The sequence below is a fragment of the Arthrobacter sp. B0316-5-4 genome (assembly GCF_059090325.1).
In genome coordinates this window covers 457,883-476,103 of sequence record NZ_JBNHFN010000002.1, presented here as the reverse complement: position 1 = coordinate 476,103, position 18,221 = coordinate 457,883, and the positions used below count along the sequence as shown (strand labels likewise).

Below are 18,221 nucleotides of genomic sequence, written 5' to 3'. Positions count from 1 at the left end.
TGTTCCTAACTGTTCCCGAAAATATCGTGGTACGCCGCTGCCAGCAGCAATGGATCGTGGACGGGGCGGCGCCTCGACGCCCCTACTCTACCCAACACCACTTCGGCACCGAGCATCCCGGCAGCCTTTTCGAAGGCCTTCAGATCCTGGATAGCGGCGGGGTCGGCAAGAACCACATCCACGCTGAACTCGGGTGCATAACGGCGCAGGACGTCCAAATGGTCAGCGGCCGTCATGCCCGAGGTTTCCTTGGTCTCGACGTCCAGGTTCATGGTCAGGCAGCGCTTGGCCGCGGTGTCCCCAAGCGCTTGGCGAAGCTCAGGGAGCAGCAGATGCGGGAGCACCGAGGTGTACCACGAGCCGGGTCCAAGGATCACCCAGTCGGCCAGCTCGATGGCTGTAAGCGCCTCCGTGCAGGCGGGAGCGGCTTCGGGAAGGAGGGTGACATCCTCCAGTTTCCCGGCCACGGCGCATTTCGCCTGGCCCCGGACGGTCTGCAGTTCATAGCCGCCGCCAGGAAGCTCCACCCTGGCCTGGCCCTCAATGGTGAGGGGAACACTGGACATGGGCAGCACTTGCCCGCGGGCGCCGAGCAGGGCCCCTGCCCATTTCAGTCCGGCGACGGTGTCGCCAAGCAACTCCCACAGCGTGACGATGAGCAGGTTGCCCATGGCATGGTTGTCCAGGGACCCACCCTTGGCCGAGCCGGCGTCAAAGCGGTGCTGCATGACATCACGCCAGGTGCGTCCCCAGTCGGTATCGTCGCAGAGCGCACTCAAAGCCATCCGCAGGTCCCCGGGTGGGAGGACGCCGTACTCGTCGCGGAGACGCCCGGACGAACCGCCGTCGTCCGCTACCGTGACGATTGCCGTCAGCTCGGAGGTAAGCAGCCGCAGGGCCGACAGTGACGCCGCCAGTCCATGGCCGCCTCCCAAGGCGACCACCGACGGGCTTTTCTTCTGTTGGCTGCCGGGGACGCCCTTCGGGGGAATGAGCGGCAGGGGGCCCGTCAGGACCCCCACTATTCGCGCCCCAGGTCGCGGTGGGTGGTGGTGACGGTGACGCGGGGATACTGCGCCAGGCGCTTTGAAAGCTCGACGGCGACGGCCACCGAACGGTGCTTACCTCCCGTGCAGCCAACGGCTAACGTGGCGTAGTGCTTGTTCTCCTGACGGTAACCGTCCAGTACCGGTTCCAGGGCACTGACGTAGCGGTCCACGAACTCGTGGACGCCATCAGCGGCCAGGACGTAGTTGCTGACGTCTTCATCCAAACCGGTGTGCGGCCGGAGTTGCGGAACCCAGTGCGGGTTGGGAATGAAACGCGCGTCGGCAACGAAGTTCGCGTCCACGGGCAGCCCATACTTGAAGCCGAAGCTCATGACGTTCAACCGCAGGGTGACAGGTCCCGTGTCGCTGAACAGCTCGGTGATGGCCGTGGCAAGTCCGTGGACGTTGAACTCGGTGGTGTCCAGGACGACGTCAGCATGCTCGCGCAGTTCCCTCAGGACCTCGCGCTCGATACCGATGCCATCGAGGATCCGTCCGCCACCTTGAAGCGGGTGGGGCCTGCGGCCTTGCTCGAAGCGGCGGACAAGCACTTCGTCGCTGGCGTCAAGGAACAACACCCGGAAAGTGATGCCTGTGGCGCTGAGCGCACCCAGGGCCGTCTGGATGTCGGTGAAGAGGTCCTTGCTGCGGACATCGACCACCACGGCCAGTTTAGGAATCGATTTGGGCGCGTGCGAAACGATTTCAGCCAGGGTGCCCAGCATTTGCGGGGGCAGGTTGTCCACGACATACCAGCCGTGGTCTTCCAAGGCATCCGAAGCCGTGCTGCGCCCGGCCCCTGACATGCCGGTGACTACCAGCAGCTCCGCCTCCGGTGGCTTGACGGGCGTGAGGCCGTCCTGCTCCGTGCCGGACCCTGTTGCCTCATCCATCAAGTGTTCCCCGTTCAGTTCGGAATGGTCGTTGCAGCAAGTTCTTACCCTAACTAAGATTCAAGGATTTCGCCGGTGGTCATGTTGATCGCCGGAGCTGCCTCGTCGGAGTCCGCAGTGGACCCCAGATGCTGGACAACTGCGGCAGCCAATGCAGGGCCGATGCCCTTGGCGGAGGTGAGCTCCTCCACCGACGCGGCGCGGATTTTCTTGAGCGACCCAAAATGGGCCACCAAGGCCTTGCGTTTGGCTTCACCGAGGCCTGGCACCCCGTCCAGCACGGAAACTGTCATGGCCTTGCCGCGCTTTTGCCGGTGGAAGGTGATGGCAAAGCGGTGGGCTTCGTCACGAATCCGCTGGAGCAAGTACAGGCCCTGGGAGGTTCGGGGCAGGATCACCGGGAAGTCGCTGTCGGGCAACCAGACTTCTTCAAGCCGCTTGGCGAGGCCCACGACGTAGACGTCCTCGATTCCCAGCTCCGCAAGGGCACGCGATGCCGCGTTAACCTGCGGTTGTCCGCCGTCCACCACCACCAGGTTGGGTGGGTAGGCGAACTTGGCTTTGGGTGCGGGCATGGTGGGGTCCGACGGCGGCACCTCACCTGCGCGGGCGCTTCCGGGCCGTGCGGGGTTGCTGATTTCGCCGGAGACAACAGGCACCTGTGCGACCTTATCCGCCAGATAATGCCGGAACCTGCGCGTAAGGACGTCATGCATGGCTGCGGTGTCGTCTGCTGCTGCGGCACCCGTGATGGAGAACTTGCGGTAGTCAGCTTTCTTGGGCAGGCCATCCTCGACCACCACCATGGACGCCACCACGTTTGTGCCTTGCACATGCGAGATATCGAAGCACTCTATGCGCAGCAGCGGCACGGGTATGTCCAGGGCTTCCTGGAGCTCTTGGAGGGCCAAGGACCGGACAGTGATGTCGCCGGCGCGCCGGGTCTTGTGCAGCTTGAGGGCCTGCTCCGCGTTTTCGCGGACAGTGGACATCAGCGCAGCCTTGTCCCCTCGCTGGGGCACCCTGATGTCCACCTTGGCGCCGCGCAGGCCTCCTAGCCATTCAGCGAGCTCTGCGTGGTTGCTGGGGTTTTCCGGGACAAGGACTTCCCGTGGGATGCGCCCCTGGACTTCGCTGTCTTCGCCATAGACCTGCTGCAGCAGATGTTCGATGAGTTCGGGAGTGGTGGCATCTTCGACCTTCTCAACCACCCATCCGCGCTGGCCGCGGACACGGCCCCCGCGCACGTGGAATACCTGGACAGAGGCCTCCAGCTCGTCATCATGCAAGGCGAAGACGTCGGCATCGGTGTCTTCGGCGAGGACCACGGCGTTGCGCTCAAAGACCTTGCGCAGGGCGATGATGTCATCCCTGAGCCCGGCAGCGCGCTCGTAATCGAGGTCGGCTACCGCCGATTCCATCTCTTTCTCCAGCCGGCTGATGAAGCGTTTGGCTTCGCCGCCCATGAACGAACAAAAGTCCTCTGCGAGCACCCGGTGCTCATCGGGAGTGACCCTGCCGACACATGGCGCTGAACATTTGTCGATGTAGCCAAGGAGGCACGGCCGTCCGCTGGACTCTGCCCGCTTGAAGACTCCCGCACTGCAGCTGCGGACCGGGAATACCCTCAGTAGGGTGTCCATGGTTTCCCGGATGGCCCCGGCTGTGTAGGGCCCAAAGTACCTGGTCCCTTTCCTCCGCTCGCCACGCATGACTTGCACCCTGGGGTATTTTTCGCCCATGGTCACCGCGAGGTACGGATACGTTTTGTCGTCACGGAAGACGACATTGAAGCGTGGCTTGAATTCCTTGATCCACGTGTATTCGAGCTGCAGCGACTCGAGTTCACTGCCAACCACGGTCCATTCGACGCTGCTGGCCGCGTGGACCATGGCATGGGTCTTGGGGAGCAAGCCTGCCGGGTTGGCGAAGTACGAGTTCAGCCGTGAGCGGAGGTTCTTGGCCTTGCCTACATAGATGACCCGGCCATGGGGGTCGCGGAAACGGTAGACACCCGGCGTGGTGGGAATTTCACCCGTCTGGGGTCGGTAACTTGCTGGATCTGCCACGTTTCCAGTCTAGTGAACCGGACCGACACCCGATGCCACGGACAACCCGCGGACCTGGGTGGCTAGTCCACGGACTTGCTCTGGTTGTAGCTCGTGGACCGTTCCTGGCCGCTGAGCAGGGCAATGGCATCCATGATCTTGTCCGTGACCTCGCGGCGGGCCGGCAGGGAATGATCCGGGCCCGTCTTCTCGAAGTAGAGCGGTTCGCCGACCTTCATGGTGAAGTGCTGGGGCCGGACTGCGTTCTTATCCGCCGGCTGCAGCTTCTCGGTGCCGATCAGTCCCACCGGGATGACGGGGGCGCCGGTAGTCAGCGCAAGCCAGCCCACGCCTGTGCGACCACGGTAGAGGATTCCATCACGGGACCTGGTGCCCTCGGGGTAGATGCCGATGCCCTTGCCCGACTCGAGGATATCCAGCAGGGTCTTCAGCGCCTGGACGCTTGCAGCCTGCTCGCCCCGCTCCACGGGGATGGAACCAACGGCCTCAAAGAAGGATTTCATCACGGCGCCCTTGACGCCCTTGGTGGTGAAATATTCCGCTTTGGCAAAGAACGCGACCGGACGGGGCATCAATGCCTGCACGATCACGCTGTCCAGGAAGGAAAGATGATTGGGGGCAACAATGAACGGACCGTCAGTGGGTACGTTTTCCAACCCAATGACCGTAGGGCGGCACGTGGAGGAAATGAGCCCGCGGGTAGTCCACCGGATCGCATCAAAGACTGCCATCGTTTTGTACCTCGCTCAGGGCTGCCGTGCGGACAGCGTCAAGTTCTTCAATTGTGCTTTTCAGTTCAAGCGCGGTTGCTACCACGGTCACTGCACCGGCCTGCTCGAGTTCGCCATCGGGTGCAAAACCCCAGCCGACGCCGATGCAGTCCAGTCCGTTTGCCATCGCACCAGCTACGTCCTGGTGCCTGTCCCCCACCATGACTGCGGGTTGCGAGTGCAGGTCGGCCAGGGCTGCGCCCACGATTTCCACTTTGCCGGAGGCCGTGTTGGCGCCCATGGACTCGTCGTCGGCGGCGCCCCGTATGGAGACGAAGAAGTCGGCAATGCCATGATGCTCAAGGACCAGTCGGGCAATGGACTGTGGTTTTTGGGTAGCTACTGCCACCGGACGGCCGGACTCAGCAAAGTACTGCAGGAGATCGTAAATACCCGGGTAAAGCTTGCTCTGGGCGATACCGGATTCTTTGTAGTGGCGCCGATAGCGATCAATAACCTGGTCCACCAATTCGGTGGGGACATTCGCCAAATGCAGGAGCGAATCACTGAGCTTGGGTCCGACCATGGAATTCAGGATGGCCTGCTCCGGGACGGGAAGGTCCATTTCCCTGAGGGCAGCCGAGATTCCCCCAGTTATACCGCCGGCAGGATCGACAAGGGTGCCGTCCAGATCGAATATTACGGGCACCTTTGTTTGAGTCACCGGGTTAGTTTCTCACGAGTAGCGGCATGCCTGAAACTCGCATGCCGCTACCGGAATACTTCTATCCCAGAATCTCGGCCAGGAATGTTGCGGTGTGGCTCTCAGTGGATTTTGCCACTTGCTCGGGTGTTCCCGTTGCGATAATCCGGCCACCGCCCGATCCACCGTTGGGGCCGAGGTCCACAATCCAGTCGGCTGACTTGATGACGTCCAGGTTGTGTTCGATGGTGATGACGGTGTTGCCTTTGTCCACCAGCCCCTGGAGAACCATCAGGAGTTTCCGGATGTCCTCGAAGTGCAGCCCCGTGGTGGGCTCATCGAGGACGTAGATGCTCCTGCCGTTCGAGCGCTTCTGGAGTTCGGCTGCAAGTTTGACGCGCTGCGCCTCGCCACCCGACAGCGTGGTGGCAGGCTGGCCCAGCCGGACGTAGCCCAGGCCAACGTCCACCAGGGTCTTCAGATGCCGCGCAATGGGCGTGAAAGCCGCAAAGAACTCCGCACCTTCCTCGATAGGCATGTTGAGGACGTCGGCAATGGTCTTGCCCTTGTAATGGACCTCAAGGGTTTCCCGGTTGTAGCGGGCACCGTGGCACACCTCGCAGGGAACATAGACGTCCGGCAGGAAGTTCATCTCGATCTTCAACGTGCCATCACCGGAGCAGGCCTCGCAGCGCCCGCCCTTGACGTTGAAGGAGAACCGCCCGGGCTGGTAGCCCCGGACCTTGGCTTCGGTGGTCTCGGCGAACAGTTTGCGGATGTTGTCGAAGACGCCGGTGTACGTTGCAGGGTTGGACCGGGGCGTACGGCCGATGGGACTCTGGTCGACGTGGACCACCTTGTCCAGGTGCTCCAGTCCTGCCACGGTCCGGTGGCGACCGGCCACCTGCTTGGCGCCGTTGAGCTTATTGGCCAGCACCTTGTAGAGGATCTCGTTGACCAGCGTGGACTTGCCGGATCCGCTGACGCCAGTGACGGCGGTGAAAAGTCCCAGGGGGAACGTCGCGTCAACGTTGTTGAGGTTGTTCTCCCGGGCGCCGACAACCTTCAACTCGCGCTTTTTGTCGTACTTGCGGCGCTTCTTGGGGATGTCTATGCTCCGGCGACCGGACAGGTAATCGCCGGTCAGCGATTCCGTGTTCTCCAGGAGTTCTTTGTAGGTGCCGGAGTGCACAACCTGGCCGCCGTGCTCGCCGGCGCCCGGTCCAATGTCCACCACCCAGTCGGCCTCTTGGATGGTGTCTTCGTCGTGTTCAACGACAATCAGCGTGTTTCCGAGGTCTCGGAGGCGCGTGAGCGTCTCGATGAGTCTCCGGTTGTCGCGCTGGTGGAGGCCGATGGACGGTTCGTCAAGGACGTACAGCACACCCACGAGGCCGGAGCCGATTTGGGTTGCCAGCCTGATCCGCTGGGCTTCGCCGCCGGACAAGGTGCCGGAGGGCCGCTCAAGGTTGAGGTACTCCAAGCCGACATCCAGGAGGAAGGTCAGCCGGGCCTGGATCTCCTTAAGCACCTGGTTGGCGATCTGAGCTTCCCTGTTGGTCAGCGTCAGGGTGCCCAGGAACTCCGCGCATTCCCGCATCGGCAGGGCGGCGACTTCGGCGATTGATTTGCCGTTGATCAGCACCGACAGCGACGCCGGGTTGAGGCGCGCGCCGTTGCACTCAGGGCAGGGGATCTGCCGCATGTATTCTTCGTAGCGGTCACGGGCCCAATCCGAGTCCGTTTCCCCGTGCTTCCGGTGAACGTACTGGATGGCGCCTTCGAAGCCGGTGCTGTACTTACGCTCCCGGCCGAAGCGGTTCTTGTACTGGACAACAACCTTGTGGTCTTTGCCGTGAAGCACGGTGTTGCGGACGTCCTTCGGGAGTTTCTCCCACGAGGTCTTCATGGAGAAGCCCAGTTCGTGGGCCAGGCCCTCCAGGAGGCGGTTCCAGTATTCGGTGGTCGCCGTACCCAGTGACCACGGGGCGATGGCGCCCTCGCCGAGCGACAGCTCAGGGTTGGGAACAATCAGTTCCTCGTCGACTTCAAGCTTGGTACCGATGCCACTGCAAGCGGAGCAGGCGCCGAAGGGGTTGTTGAACGAGAAGGAGCGCGGCTCGATCTCATCGATGGCCAAGGGGTGCTCATTGGGACAGGCCAGGTTCTCGGAAAACGCCCGGATGCGTGCGGGATCCTCAGCATCCAGGTCGACGAATTCAACCAGGACGCGTCCCTCGGCCAGGCCCAGGGCTGTTTCTACGGAGTCCGTGAGCCGTTGGCTGATGTCTTCCTTGACGACAAGGCGGTCCACCACAACTTCAATGGTGTGCTTGAACTGCTTGCCCAGCTTGGGAGGATCGCTCAGCTGGACCAACTCGCCATCCACGCGGGCACGGGAGTAGCCCTTGGTGGTCAGTTCCTTGAAGAGGTCAACGAACTCGCCCTTGCGTCCGCGAACTACGGGTGCGAGGACCTGGAAGCGGGTACCGGTCTCCAGTTCCAGGAGCTGGTCCACGATCTGCTGGGGCGTCTGCCGGGTAATCGGCTCGCCACACACCGGGCAGTGCGGGCGGCCAACGCGGGCCCACAGAAGCCGCATGTAGTCATAAATCTCGGTGATGGTACCCACGGTGGAGCGCGGGTTCTTGCTGGTGGACTTCTGGTCAATGGACACCGCAGGTGACAGGCCCTCGATGAAGTCGACATCGGGCTTGTCCACCTGGCCAAGGAATTGGCGCGCGTAGGCAGACAGCGATTCCACGTACCGGCGCTGGCCTTCGGCGAAGATAGTGTCAAAAGCCAACGAGGACTTGCCGGAACCCGAAAGGCCCGTAAACACGATCATGGCGTCCCTGGGCAGGTCCAGGTCCACGTTGCGAAGGTTGTGTTCCCGGGCGCCCTTGACCACCAGGCGCGACAGGTCAGGCCTGGCGGGCTTGGTTTCAAGAACGGCTGGGACGCTGTTCGGCGATTCGATGGCGGTATCTTCAGCTAAGGCTTTGGGCACCTACCAATGCTAATCGAAAACTTCTTCGAATTTCCATGTCGTGCCTCACACGCTACTGATCGGTATCAGTCAGCGTCGTAGGCGGCTGCCAGAAGCTGCACGGCTTCAGCGAAGGAAGCGCCCTGTGCCTTCGCGGCGGCCGCATATTCTGCTGCGACTCCGGCCAGCGCTCCCCATCGGTCGTCCCGTGCACAGACGACAGTTCCGTTCCGTCCCCGGGTAGCTACCACGCCCGCCGCTTCCAGCTCCTTGTACGCGCGGGCCACTGTATGCGGTGCAACATCCAGCGCACCCGCAAGATTGCGGACCGGAGGAAGCTTCGCCCCGACCGCAAGGACTCCGGAGTCAACCAGTTCGATGATCCGGAGGCGCAACTGTTCAAAGAGCGCTACGGCGCTCCCGGTGTGGGGCCGCCAGGTGCCGGGGAACTCGCCTGTGGGAGTCATCAGTAACTCCGGCCGGTCACCGGCGTCGTGCGGGGCGTGTGTAGTTCGAAACGTCCATGGTCCATGTCGAAAATTAGACCAGCGACGCCGGTACGGGACAAGCCGGTCCGGCGTAGGAAACTGTTGGCTGCTGGAATCGGTTGCAATCCAGGGTTCAGTTCTTCCGCGCGACGGCAAAGATCCGCCGGAAGGGAAAAACCGTCCCGTGTTTCGTGGCCGGATAAGCTTCGCGTAGCATCGCGGCGTATTCCTGCTCGAAGTCTGCGGCTTCCTCCGCGGACAAAGCCGCCAGCACAGGCCGCAAGCCCGTGCCGCGCACCCATTCCAGGACCGGGTCCTCGCCGGTCAATACCTGCTGGTAGGTGGTCTCCCAAGCGTCGGCCGCGCATCCGGCGTCGAGCATTATTCCCAAGTAGTCCGCAGGACTGCCTACAGCGCCATCGTGCCGAAGGACTCCAGTCAGCCGGGGCGACCATCGCGGCGACTCTGCCAGTCCGCGCATCAGGGCATGGGACGGAGAAGTGAAATTTCCCGGTACCTGCATGGCGAACCAGGCGCCGGGTTTGAGGTCGCGCAGCCAAGCAGCCACCATGTCCTGGTGGCCCGGTACCCATTGGAGCGCGGCGTTCGTGACAACCACATCGGTATCCGCATCCGGTTCCCAGCGGGCGATGTCGCCGGACTCGAACTCCAGCTGCGGGGTCTGCTTCGCCAGCGACTCCGCTTTGCGGAGCATCTCTGCCGAGGAGTCAACGCCTACCACGTGGGCCTCCGGCCATCGATGGGCCAGCGTCGCCGTCAGGTTTCCGGGACCGCAACCGAGGTCCACCACCTTCCGCGGGTCGTTGGCCTGAATCCTCCCCACGAGGTCATGGAACGGCCTGTCCCTATGATTACCGAACTCGGTGTACTTGGACGGGTCCCACTTCATTAGAGCCTCCTCGCGTCTGGCATCCTTGCTGGGCCGAGCCTAAACCGTACGGGCACTAAGCTGGAAACCAATGAAACTTCTTGAGCAGCTTCCCGGTTCCGCCGACACCGGTCCCCTGGACCCGGACGAAATTTACACACGGTTCGTGGAGTGGACGGAAAGCCGCGGGCTTCAGCTGTACCCGGCGCAGGATGAAGCGATCATGGAACTCGCCGCCGGCGCCAACGTCATCCTCGCCACCCCCACAGGTTCCGGAAAGTCGCTGGTGGCCATCGCGGCTCACTTCGAAGCCATGGCGCGGGGCAAGCGAAGCTACTACACGGCTCCCATCAAGGCCCTGGTATCGGAAAAATTCTTCGCCCTGTGCGACATTTTCGGCGCGGAGAACGTGGGGATGATCACGGGTGATTCCGGCGTGAACCAGGACGCGCCGATCATTTGCTGCACCGCGGAAATCCTTGCCAACATCGCCCTCCGCGAGGGGGCTTCTGCGGAATTAGGCTCCGTCATCATGGACGAGTTCCATTTCTACTCCGACCCGCAACGCGGTTGGGCGTGGCAGGTTCCATTGCTGGAACTCCCCCAGGCCCAGTTCCTCCTCATGTCAGCCACTTTGGGCGACGTCACCCGCTTCGAGGCCGGCCTGACGGAACTCACCGGCCGCTCCACCACCACTGTGAGCTCCGCGGAACGCCCCATCCCGCTGCACTACTACTACCAGGTGACACCTGTGCACGAGACCCTGGAGGACCTGCTCGCCACCAAGCAGGTTCCGGTGTACGTGGTCCACTTCAGCCAAGCTGAAGCCATCGAACGCGCACAGAACCTCATGAGCATCAATATGTGCAGCCGTGACGAGAAGGACCGGATCGCTGAACTCATCGCGGGCTTCAGGTTTGCCGCCGGATTCGGTAAGACCCTCAACAGGCTGGTCCGCCACGGCATCGGTGTCCACCACGCCGGAATGCTTCCCAAGTACCGCCGTTTGGTGGAGCAGCTCGCCCAGGCAGGACTCCTGAAGGTTATTTGCGGCACTGACACTTTGGGCGTCGGCATCAACGTACCCATCCGCACCGTGCTGTTGACGGCACTCAGCAAATACGACGGCGTACGAACCCGGCCGCTGAACTCCCGCGAGTTCCACCAGATCGCAGGCCGTGCAGGCCGCGCAGGCTACGACACTGCAGGTACGGTGGTGGTCCAGGCTCCCGAGCACGTGGTGGAGAACACCAAAGCCATGGCGAAGGCCACGGCCAAGTTTGGGGATGACCAAAAGAAGTTGCGCCAGGTGGTCAAGAAGAAGCCTCCGGAGGGGTTTGTTTCCTGGGGCGAGCCGACCTTCAACAAGCTGGTGGAGTCCATACCGGAGCCGCTGACGTCCAGCTTCACCGTCACCCACGCGATGCTGCTGAACCTTATGGAACGTCCTGGCGACCCCTTCCAGGCAACCCGCAGGCTTCTCAGCGAAAACCATGAGAGCCGCCCCGCGCAGCTGAAGCTGATGAAGAAAGCCTTGGGGATCTACCGTGAACTCCTGGCAGCAGGAGTTGTTGAACGGATCCCGGAGGACCAGCAAGAGGCTGAAGGACGTTCGGTACGCCTCACCGTTCACCTGCAGGCAAACTTTGCCCTGAACCAGCCGCTGTCCCCCTTCGCCCTTGCTGCGTTGGAACTGCTCGACCCGGAGTCGCCGTCGTACGCCCTGGACGTTGTCTCCGTCATCGAGTCGACGCTGGAGAAGCCGCGACAGATACTTTCCGCGCAGCAGAAGAAGGCACGCGGCGAAGCGGTTGCGGCCATGAAGGCTGACGGTATCGAGTACGACCAGCGCATGGCGATGCTCGACGAAGTCACCTATCCCATGCCGTTGGCGGAAATCCTCGGCGAGGCCTTCGAGGTGTACCGCAAGGCAGCCCCCTGGGTTGGCGACTTTGAGCTCGCACCGAAATCGATCATCCGCGACATGTATGAGCGGGCCATGAACTTCGGGGAGTTCGTCCAGTTCTACGGCTTGGCGCGTTCGGAGGGCATCGTCCTCCGCTATCTGGCGGACGGTTTCCGGGCCCTCCGGCAGACCGTTCCCCAGGACCTGCTCCGCGAGGATCTTGAAGATCTCATCGCCTGGCTGGGCGAACTGGTCCGCCAAGTGGATTCGAGCCTGCTGGATGAATGGGAAGAGCTCACCTCCGGGGCTGCGCCGACACCGCATGACGCTCCCCCGCCTCCGCCTCCGTCGCTGACCTCGAACATCAGGGCCTTCCGGGTGATGGTCCGTAACGAGATGTTCCGCAGGGTGGAACTTTTCGCGGACGAGGATTCCAACGCCCTGGGCGAGCTCGACGCCGATGCCGGCTGGGATGCCGGGCGTTGGGAAGACGTGTTGGACGACTACTTTGACGAACACGACGACATCGGCACCGGGCCCGACGCCCGCGGACCGGGCTTGCTCATCATTACCGAAGAGCCCGGCACATGGAAGGTCCGGCAAATTTTCGATGACCCGGCACGCAACCACGACTGGGGCATTTCGGCCGAAGTGGACCTAGCAGCTTCTGATGAGTCCGGCACCGCCGTGGTCCGCGTGACGGACGTCAACAGGCTCTGAACGGGAATCCCATGGGAACCATCCCCGACCTCGGTGCAGGCCTGCGGAAACTAGGGGCATTCAGTGAAGTGCCTCCTGCCCCTTGGGACGGCCCGCGCCGGTGGTGGGGCGGTGCATTGGATGTGGAAGGCCTGGCGCTCGGCTCCGTCCAGGCGGTGGCAACTGCACTTAACGCACTGACCGGCTCCGCCGACAGGTACTCCGTGGCCGCCGGTCCTACGGCAGCCTCGTTCGATTCACTTGGATACTTGCGAATCGATGGTCAGAAACCGATGGGTTTCGCTCCGATGTCAGGCTTCCGGCGCACAGCTGATGGCTGGATCCGCCTTCACGCCAACTATCCACACCATGCGGTGCGCTTGCTGGAAGCCCTTTCAGCCAGGGGCCCACAAGACGTGGACCGGGCGCTCTTGTCGATGACCTCCCTGGAGGCCGAGGCAGCGATCGTGGCCAGCATGGGCGTGGCTGCGGCCGTCCGGAGCCGCACCGAATGGCTCGCCTCGCCGATGCGTCCGGCAGCGGCCTCAGGCGACTGGATCGACGTCGAACCTTCGGCTGAGCATGCTGCGGCCTCGCCTGGCACGGCCTGGTTTCCTGCCGGCAACCCACAGCTGCCGTTGGACGGCCTCAGGGTGCTGGACCTGACCCGTGTCATCGCCGGCCCCACCGCAACTCGTCTCCTGGGTGCCCTCGGCGCGGACGTACTACGCATCGACCCGCCCCAGCTTCCGGAATTGACGGACGCTTTCGTCGATTCAGGTTTCGATAAGCGAAGCGCCGAGGCAGATCTTGGCCGGACGACGGACTTGGGCATCATCAACGGGCTGGTTGCTTCGGCCGACGTTGTGGTCACGGGATACCACGACGGCGGCCTGGACCGTTTCGGGCTGGCGCCCGGTGCGCTGTTGGCGAGCAGGCCCGGCCTCGTCGTTGCCACCTTGACCGCGTGGGGCCGCGGGGGACCGTGGCAGGGGCGGCGTGGATTCGACAGTCTGGTGCAGGCCGCCACCGGGATCGCCGAACGGCATGGACAACCGGACGACGCAGGGTGGAAACCCGGCGCCTTGCCGGTCCAGGCCCTGGACCATGCCACGGGGTACGGCCTGGCTGCTGCCGTCATCGCCTTGCTGGGCGAACGGCTACGGACCGGACGTGGTGGATCGGCGACCATGTCACTGGCACGTACCGCCGAGCAACTTTTCGAACTTCCCCCGGTCCACGGAGATGGTGCAGCCAATCCCCTGCCGGAGCCCGAGTTCCTGGTCACGGACAGCCCCTATGGCACCCTCAGGTTCGTGGGGCCACCCCTCCTGGTGGAAGGCACGCAGCTCATGTACCGGGAGCCGCCCGTACAGTACGGATCGTCAGCGTTGGCGTGGCGGCGGCAGGCCGATCTCCCCTAGTAAGCTCGATGCCATGAGTGTAATCCGCCCCGCCACCGTTGAAGACGTCCCCGCAATCCTGCGTATGATCCACGATCTTGCGATCTACGAAAAGGAACCGGACGCCGTCAAGAACACCCCTGAGATGCTCACGGATGTCCTCTTTGGCGAGAACCCCCGTGTCTACGCCACTATCGCCGAGAATTCCGCCGGCACGGTGCAGGGCTTCGCTTTGTGGTTCCTGAACTACTCCACGTGGGAAGGGGTCCACGGCATCTACCTGGAGGACCTTTACGTGGTTCCGGACGCGCGCGGCGAAGGCCACGGCAAGGCGCTGTTGCAGCATCTGGCCGCGACCGCCGTCGAACGTGGATATGCGCGCGTGGAGTGGAGTGTCCTGAACTGGAACGAACCCTCGATCAACTTCTATAAGAACCTCGGCGCCTTCCCCATGGCGGAATGGTCAACATTCCGCCTGACAGGTGACGCACTTGAAGCGTTCGGCGCAAACGACGGCCACATCAACCAGGCACTCGCCCGTGGCTGAAAAGGTGCGGCCAAACAACGGCCACAGCATCCGAGCCCGCCACGAATTCCGTGGGATCCGGTCCGTGGAGCACTACTTCACGGTCCCCCTGGACCATGACACCGACAGCGAAGGCGGCTCCGGCGAGACGATTTCGGTGTTCGCCCGTGAATATTCCTCCGCTGAGCACACGCCCGAGACAGCCAGCCGTTTGCCCTGGCTGCTGTACCTCCAGGGTGGGCCGGGTGGCCGGGGCAACAGGATCACCTCCCTCTCCGGATGGATGAAGGCCGCCGCCAAGGATTTCCGCATCCTGATGCTCGACCAACGCGGGACGGGATTGTCCACGCCCATCGAGCGGCAGAGCCTGGAACGGCGGGGAGACGCGGAGGCGCAGGCAGAGTACCTGACGCATTTCCGGGCGGATTCCATCGTTGCCGACGCTGAGCACATCCGCGCGGTCCTGGACTCCGGGCCATGGACCGTCCTGGGCCAAAGCTTCGGCGGGTTCTGTGCTTTGACGTATCTGTCTTTCGCGCCCGAAGGGCTGCGGGAAGTACTGATCACCGGCGGACTGGCCCCTCTCCAGGGTCCGGCCGATCGCGTCTACCGCGCTACCTTCCGACGTGTCGCGGCCCGCAACGCCGAATACTTCTCGTGGTATCCCGAGGACCGGGAACTCGTGACCCGGATTGTGCGTCATTTGGAACAGCAACCGGAGTTCCTGGCGAGCGGTGAACGCCTGACACCGGAGCGGTTCCAGATGGTGGGGTCGTTCCTGGGTGGCAACAGCAGGGTTGATTCGCTGCACTACCTCCTGGAGGACGCGTTCATCGAGACGGGCGCCGGGCAGCGGCTATCTGAGTCTTTCCTCGAACAGGTGCGGGCGCTGGTGAGCAGGGGAACCAATCCCCTTTACGCCGTGATGCACGAATCGATCTACGGCCAGGAAGAAGCCACGGACTGGGCCGCTTGGAGGGTGCTGCGCGAGTACCCGGAATTTGAGCCGGACGCCACAGAGCCGCTGCTCACCGGCGAAATGGTGTATCCGTGGTACTTCGAGCAGGATCCATCACTCGTCCCACTGCGCGAGGTCGCTGGTCTGCTGGCCAGCAAGAAGGACTGGAAGCCTTTGTACGACACCGGAAGGCTGGCAGCCAACACTGTCCCGGTTGCGGCGGCAGTGTACAGGGACGATATCTACGTGGACCATGACCTTTCCCTGGAGACGGCGGCCGCCGTGCGTGGGCTCCAGCCGTGGGTTACCCCGGACTTCCACCATGATGGCATTGGCGAGGACGGGGAGGGCATCTTCGGTCGGTTGCTGGGCATGGTCCGGGCTGCCCGCTAGATCTGAGTTACTGAATCGCTTGGTCTCGGGAGTGTCCGGCTGGGCGGAGTGGTCCCCGAAGGGCCGCAACGCCGGCCAGGACCAGTACCGCTGCAGCCACAATGCTGGAAGCGACGTTGAGGCCCTGGTAACCGATCCACGCCAGGAGCAGCCCGGAGGTGGCACCGCCCACCGCCCCGGCAGCACCCATCAGCGTGTCCGATACGCCCTGCACTGTGACCCGTTGGCCTGGTGCGACGCTCTCTGCCAACAGCGTTGAGCCGGCAATGGTGGCTGCGGACCAGCCCAAGCCGAGGAGGATCAGTCCGCTGGTCACCAGGACGGGCTCGTGCTGGCCAAAGCCGGGGATGAACACTGCCAGCAACAAGAGGCCGTGTCCCAGCGCAATGGTCTTTAGTCGTCCGGCCTTGTCCGTCAGCCAGCCCCACAGGGGCGACAAGGCAAACATGCCCGCTATGTGCAGCGAAATGGTCACGCCTATAACCACCAGGGCGTCCGTGCTGTCGGTGGTGCCTCCGTGGTGCCCCTGATGTGATCCGCCCAGGAGTTGTTGCAGGTGCAGCGGCGTCATGGACATGACAGCCACCATCACCCCGTGGGCGGCGACCACGGCCGTGAGCGCCAGCATCGCTTGCGGGGACGAACGGACAGCCCGCAGGCCGGATCCGATGGTGCCCCTGACGGGCTTCTCCCCCGTAGCGCTTGGCCCGCTGGCGTCGGCGGCCAAGCGGCGGGCCAGCAGTAAGGGGTCCGGCCGCAAACCGACGAAAAGCAGAATGGCTGCCAGCAGCAGCCCCGCGGCGGAAAACACGAACGGTCCAGCGATCGGTGGCAGGCCCAGGGCCGCTCCGACCGCAGCGCCAGGCTGAATCAGGTTCGGCCCGGCGACCGCCCCGATAGTGATCGCCCAGACCACCGTTGAGAGTGACCGGCCACGGCGTTCGGGTTCAGCGAGGTCGACGGCGGCGAATCTCGCCTGGAGGTTCGCTGCAGTACCGAGGCCAAGGAAGGCCGCGCCCAACAACAACACAACGAACAACTGGCTCATCACCGAAAGGATGATGAGGAGCGCACCGGCCATGGCTGCCACCAGACCAGTCACGAGACCTACCCGGCGGCCACGCGACTCGGCCAACCGCGCCAACGGTAAGGCTGCGATCGCTGCGGACAAGGTCAGTACCGTGGTGATCGAGCCCGCCCAGGCTTCGGAACCGGACAGGTCCACGGCTAGCAATGAACCAATGGACAACGTGGCTCCATTGCCGACTCCGCTGAGGAGTTGGGCAGAGCTGAGGAGGAAAACGGAACGGCGCTGGACCCGTTGAGGGTCCAGCGCCGTCGTCGAAGTGGTGTTCACTTCATGAGACTACAACGATCCAAGCCGGTTACTCGGCTTCGCTCAGGCTCTTTCGTGCGTCCTCTTCCAGCCTGGCATCCAGCTGGGCCTTGCGTGCTGCCGGGCTCAGGAGGCTGGCGACGACGGCCACAATGATGGTTCCGACGATGACCGCGAGCGATACGTAGGTGGGGATCTCCGGAGCCCACTCGATGTGGTGGCCGCCGTTGATGAAGGGAAGTTCGTTGACGTGCATGGCGTGGAGGACGAGCTTCACGCCAATGAACGCCAGGATCACTGAAAGTGCGTGCTTCAGGTAGACCAGTCGGGTCATCAGGCCGCCGAGCAGGAAGTACAGCTGGCGCAGGCCCATCAACGCGAAGATGTTTGCGGTAAACACGATGAAGGCGCTCTGGGTGAGCCCGAAGATCGCCGGGATGGAGTCGACAGCAAACAGGAGGTCTGTCAGGCCGATGGTCACGAAGACGATCAGCATGGGGGTGAAGACCTTCTTGCCGTTAACAGTGGTTCGCAACTTGCCGCCGTCGAACTTCTCGGACATGGGCAGGACCTTGCGCAGACGCGCAATAAGCGGGTTCTCGGCGCCTTCTTCCTCGTCTTCACCGGAGTCCTTGGCCTGCTTCCAGGCGGTCCAGAGCAGGAAAGCGCCAAAGATGTAGAAGACCCAGCTGAACTGCTCGATGACGACGGCACCGAGGGCAATGAAGATTCCGCGAAGGACCAGCGCGATGATAATACCCACCATCAGCACTTCCTGCTGGTACTTACGGGGCACCGCGAACCGGGCCATGATGATGATGAAGACAAACAGGTTGTCGATGCTCAGGCTGTACTCGGTAACCCAACCCGCGACGAATTGGCTGCCGTACTCCGGGCCGGTGAAGTAGAACATTGCTCCGGCGAACACCATGGCCAAAGCCACATAGAAAGCGACCCAGAGGCCGGCTTCCTTCATTGAGGGTTCGTGGGGGCGCTTGACGACCAGCAGGAGGTCAATCAGCAGAATAATTCCGAGGACGACGAACGAGCCGACCTCGAACCAGACAGGGAGCTCCATTTAAGGGCCTTTCGCAGGGTACGTGAAAGCGGTGTAAGTCTCTCCGGCCGCCTGGAGACTCAATGCTCTGACATGGCGACCCGCTAGGCCCGGCGAGGCAACCATGCCTTGCGTGCTGACGGACTTAGCGCT

Annotated in this window: 14 protein-coding genes; 4 read left to right on the top strand and 10 right to left on the bottom strand. The window is 63.1% G+C overall.

The window, feature by feature from the left end; all coding sequences use genetic code 11:
- Positions 1-5: 5 nt before the first annotated feature.
- From AC5RU9_RS06520 to AC5RU9_RS06485, 8 genes are all read right to left on the bottom strand, one after another.
- Positions 6-1,022, bottom strand: coding sequence for a gluconeogenesis factor YvcK family protein (locus AC5RU9_RS06520; protein ID WP_211712620.1), 1,017 nt, complete (start codon positions 1,020-1,022; stop codon positions 6-8).
- Positions 1,022-1,942 carry an RNase adapter RapZ gene (rapZ, locus tag AC5RU9_RS06515; protein ID WP_211712619.1) on the bottom strand — a complete coding sequence of 307 codons (921 nt, stop codon included), beginning with the start codon at positions 1,940-1,942 and terminating at the stop codon, positions 1,022-1,024. The genes AC5RU9_RS06520 and rapZ overlap by 1 nt, the downstream gene beginning before the upstream one ends.
- A 53-nt stretch (positions 1,943-1,995) precedes the next feature.
- Entirely contained in the window at positions 1,996-4,011 is a 2,016-nt protein-coding gene (gene uvrC / locus AC5RU9_RS06510; protein ID WP_494015804.1) for an excinuclease ABC subunit UvrC, read from the bottom strand.
- A 62-nt stretch (positions 4,012-4,073) separates the two neighbouring features.
- Entirely contained in the window at positions 4,074-4,742 is a 669-nt protein-coding gene (locus AC5RU9_RS06505) for a lysophospholipid acyltransferase family protein (protein ID WP_211712617.1), read from the bottom strand.
- Positions 4,729-5,445, bottom strand: coding sequence for an HAD hydrolase-like protein (locus AC5RU9_RS06500; protein WP_494015803.1), 717 nt, complete (start codon positions 5,443-5,445; stop codon positions 4,729-4,731). Before AC5RU9_RS06500 ends, AC5RU9_RS06505 begins: the two co-directional genes overlap by 14 nt.
- A gap of 61 nt (positions 5,446-5,506) precedes the next feature.
- On the bottom strand, positions 5,507-8,434 hold the full coding sequence (gene uvrA / locus AC5RU9_RS06495; RefSeq protein WP_494015802.1) for an excinuclease ABC subunit UvrA: 2,928 nt from the start codon (positions 8,432-8,434) through the stop codon (positions 5,507-5,509).
- Between the two features lie 65 nt (positions 8,435-8,499).
- Positions 8,500-8,880 carry a GntR family transcriptional regulator gene (locus tag AC5RU9_RS06490; protein ID WP_494015801.1) on the bottom strand — a complete coding sequence of 127 codons (381 nt, stop codon included), beginning with the start codon at positions 8,878-8,880 and terminating at the stop codon, positions 8,500-8,502.
- Positions 8,881-9,034: 154 nt separating this feature from the next.
- Positions 9,035-9,811, bottom strand: a complete 777-nt coding sequence (locus AC5RU9_RS06485; protein ID WP_494015800.1) for a trans-aconitate 2-methyltransferase — start codon at positions 9,809-9,811, stop codon at positions 9,035-9,037.
- Between the two features lie 70 nt (positions 9,812-9,881).
- Here AC5RU9_RS06485 and AC5RU9_RS06480 point away from each other — a divergent pair, with 70 nt between their 5' ends.
- The 4 genes from AC5RU9_RS06480 to AC5RU9_RS06465 are packed head-to-tail and all read left to right on the top strand — an operon-like array spanning position 9,882 to position 15,675.
- Positions 9,882-12,416: a DEAD/DEAH box helicase gene (locus AC5RU9_RS06480; RefSeq protein WP_494015799.1), complete on the top strand. Its 2,535-nt coding sequence runs from the start codon at positions 9,882-9,884 to the stop codon at positions 12,414-12,416.
- 11 nt (positions 12,417-12,427) lie between these two features.
- Complete coding sequence (locus AC5RU9_RS06475; protein ID WP_494015798.1) at positions 12,428-13,819, top strand: CoA transferase; 1,392 nt, start codon at positions 12,428-12,430, stop codon at positions 13,817-13,819.
- Between the two features lie 13 nt (positions 13,820-13,832).
- Positions 13,833-14,345 (top strand): GNAT family N-acetyltransferase, encoded by a 513-nt coding sequence (locus AC5RU9_RS06470; protein WP_494015797.1) that lies wholly within the window; start codon positions 13,833-13,835, stop codon positions 14,343-14,345.
- The gene (locus AC5RU9_RS06465) at positions 14,338-15,675 is read left to right on the top strand and encodes an alpha/beta fold hydrolase (protein WP_494015796.1); all 1,338 of its coding nucleotides are present in this window, start codon (positions 14,338-14,340) and stop codon (positions 15,673-15,675) included. Before AC5RU9_RS06470 ends, AC5RU9_RS06465 begins: the two co-directional genes overlap by 8 nt.
- A 7-nt stretch (positions 15,676-15,682) precedes the next feature.
- Here AC5RU9_RS06465 and AC5RU9_RS06460 read toward each other — a convergent pair whose 3' ends face one another.
- Both AC5RU9_RS06460 and AC5RU9_RS06455 read right to left on the bottom strand, forming a co-directional pair.
- Positions 15,683-17,032, bottom strand: coding sequence for an MFS transporter (locus AC5RU9_RS06460; protein ID WP_494015795.1), 1,350 nt, complete (start codon positions 17,030-17,032; stop codon positions 15,683-15,685).
- Between the two features lie 28 nt (positions 17,033-17,060).
- Positions 17,061-18,089: a TerC family protein gene (locus AC5RU9_RS06455; protein WP_211712608.1), complete on the bottom strand. Its 1,029-nt coding sequence runs from the start codon at positions 18,087-18,089 to the stop codon at positions 17,061-17,063.
- Positions 18,090-18,221 lie beyond the last annotated feature (132 nt).

What these genes read in the sequence shown, in the direction of transcription:
- AC5RU9_RS06475 (WP_494015798.1), top strand. Translation starts at nt 12,428, where the DNA reads ATGGGAACCATCCCCGACCTCGGTGCAGGCCTGCGGAAACTAGGGGCA.
- AC5RU9_RS06455 (WP_211712608.1), bottom strand. Translation starts at nt 18,089, where the DNA reads ATGGAGCTCCCTGTCTGGTTCGAGGTCGGCTCGTTCGTCGTCCTCGGA.
- AC5RU9_RS06485 (WP_494015800.1), bottom strand. Translation starts at nt 9,811, where the DNA reads ATGAAGTGGGACCCGTCCAAGTACACCGAGTTCGGTAATCATAGGGAC.
- AC5RU9_RS06505 (WP_211712617.1), bottom strand. Translation starts at nt 4,742, where the DNA reads ATGGCAGTCTTTGATGCGATCCGGTGGACTACCCGCGGGCTCATTTCC.
- rapZ (WP_211712619.1), bottom strand. Translation starts at nt 1,942, where the DNA reads ATGGATGAGGCAACAGGGTCCGGCACGGAGCAGGACGGCCTCACGCCC.
- AC5RU9_RS06480 (WP_494015799.1), top strand. Translation starts at nt 9,882, where the DNA reads ATGAAACTTCTTGAGCAGCTTCCCGGTTCCGCCGACACCGGTCCCCTG.
- AC5RU9_RS06470 (WP_494015797.1), top strand. Translation starts at nt 13,833, where the DNA reads ATGAGTGTAATCCGCCCCGCCACCGTTGAAGACGTCCCCGCAATCCTG.
- AC5RU9_RS06490 (WP_494015801.1), bottom strand. Translation starts at nt 8,880, where the DNA reads ATGACTCCCACAGGCGAGTTCCCCGGCACCTGGCGGCCCCACACCGGG.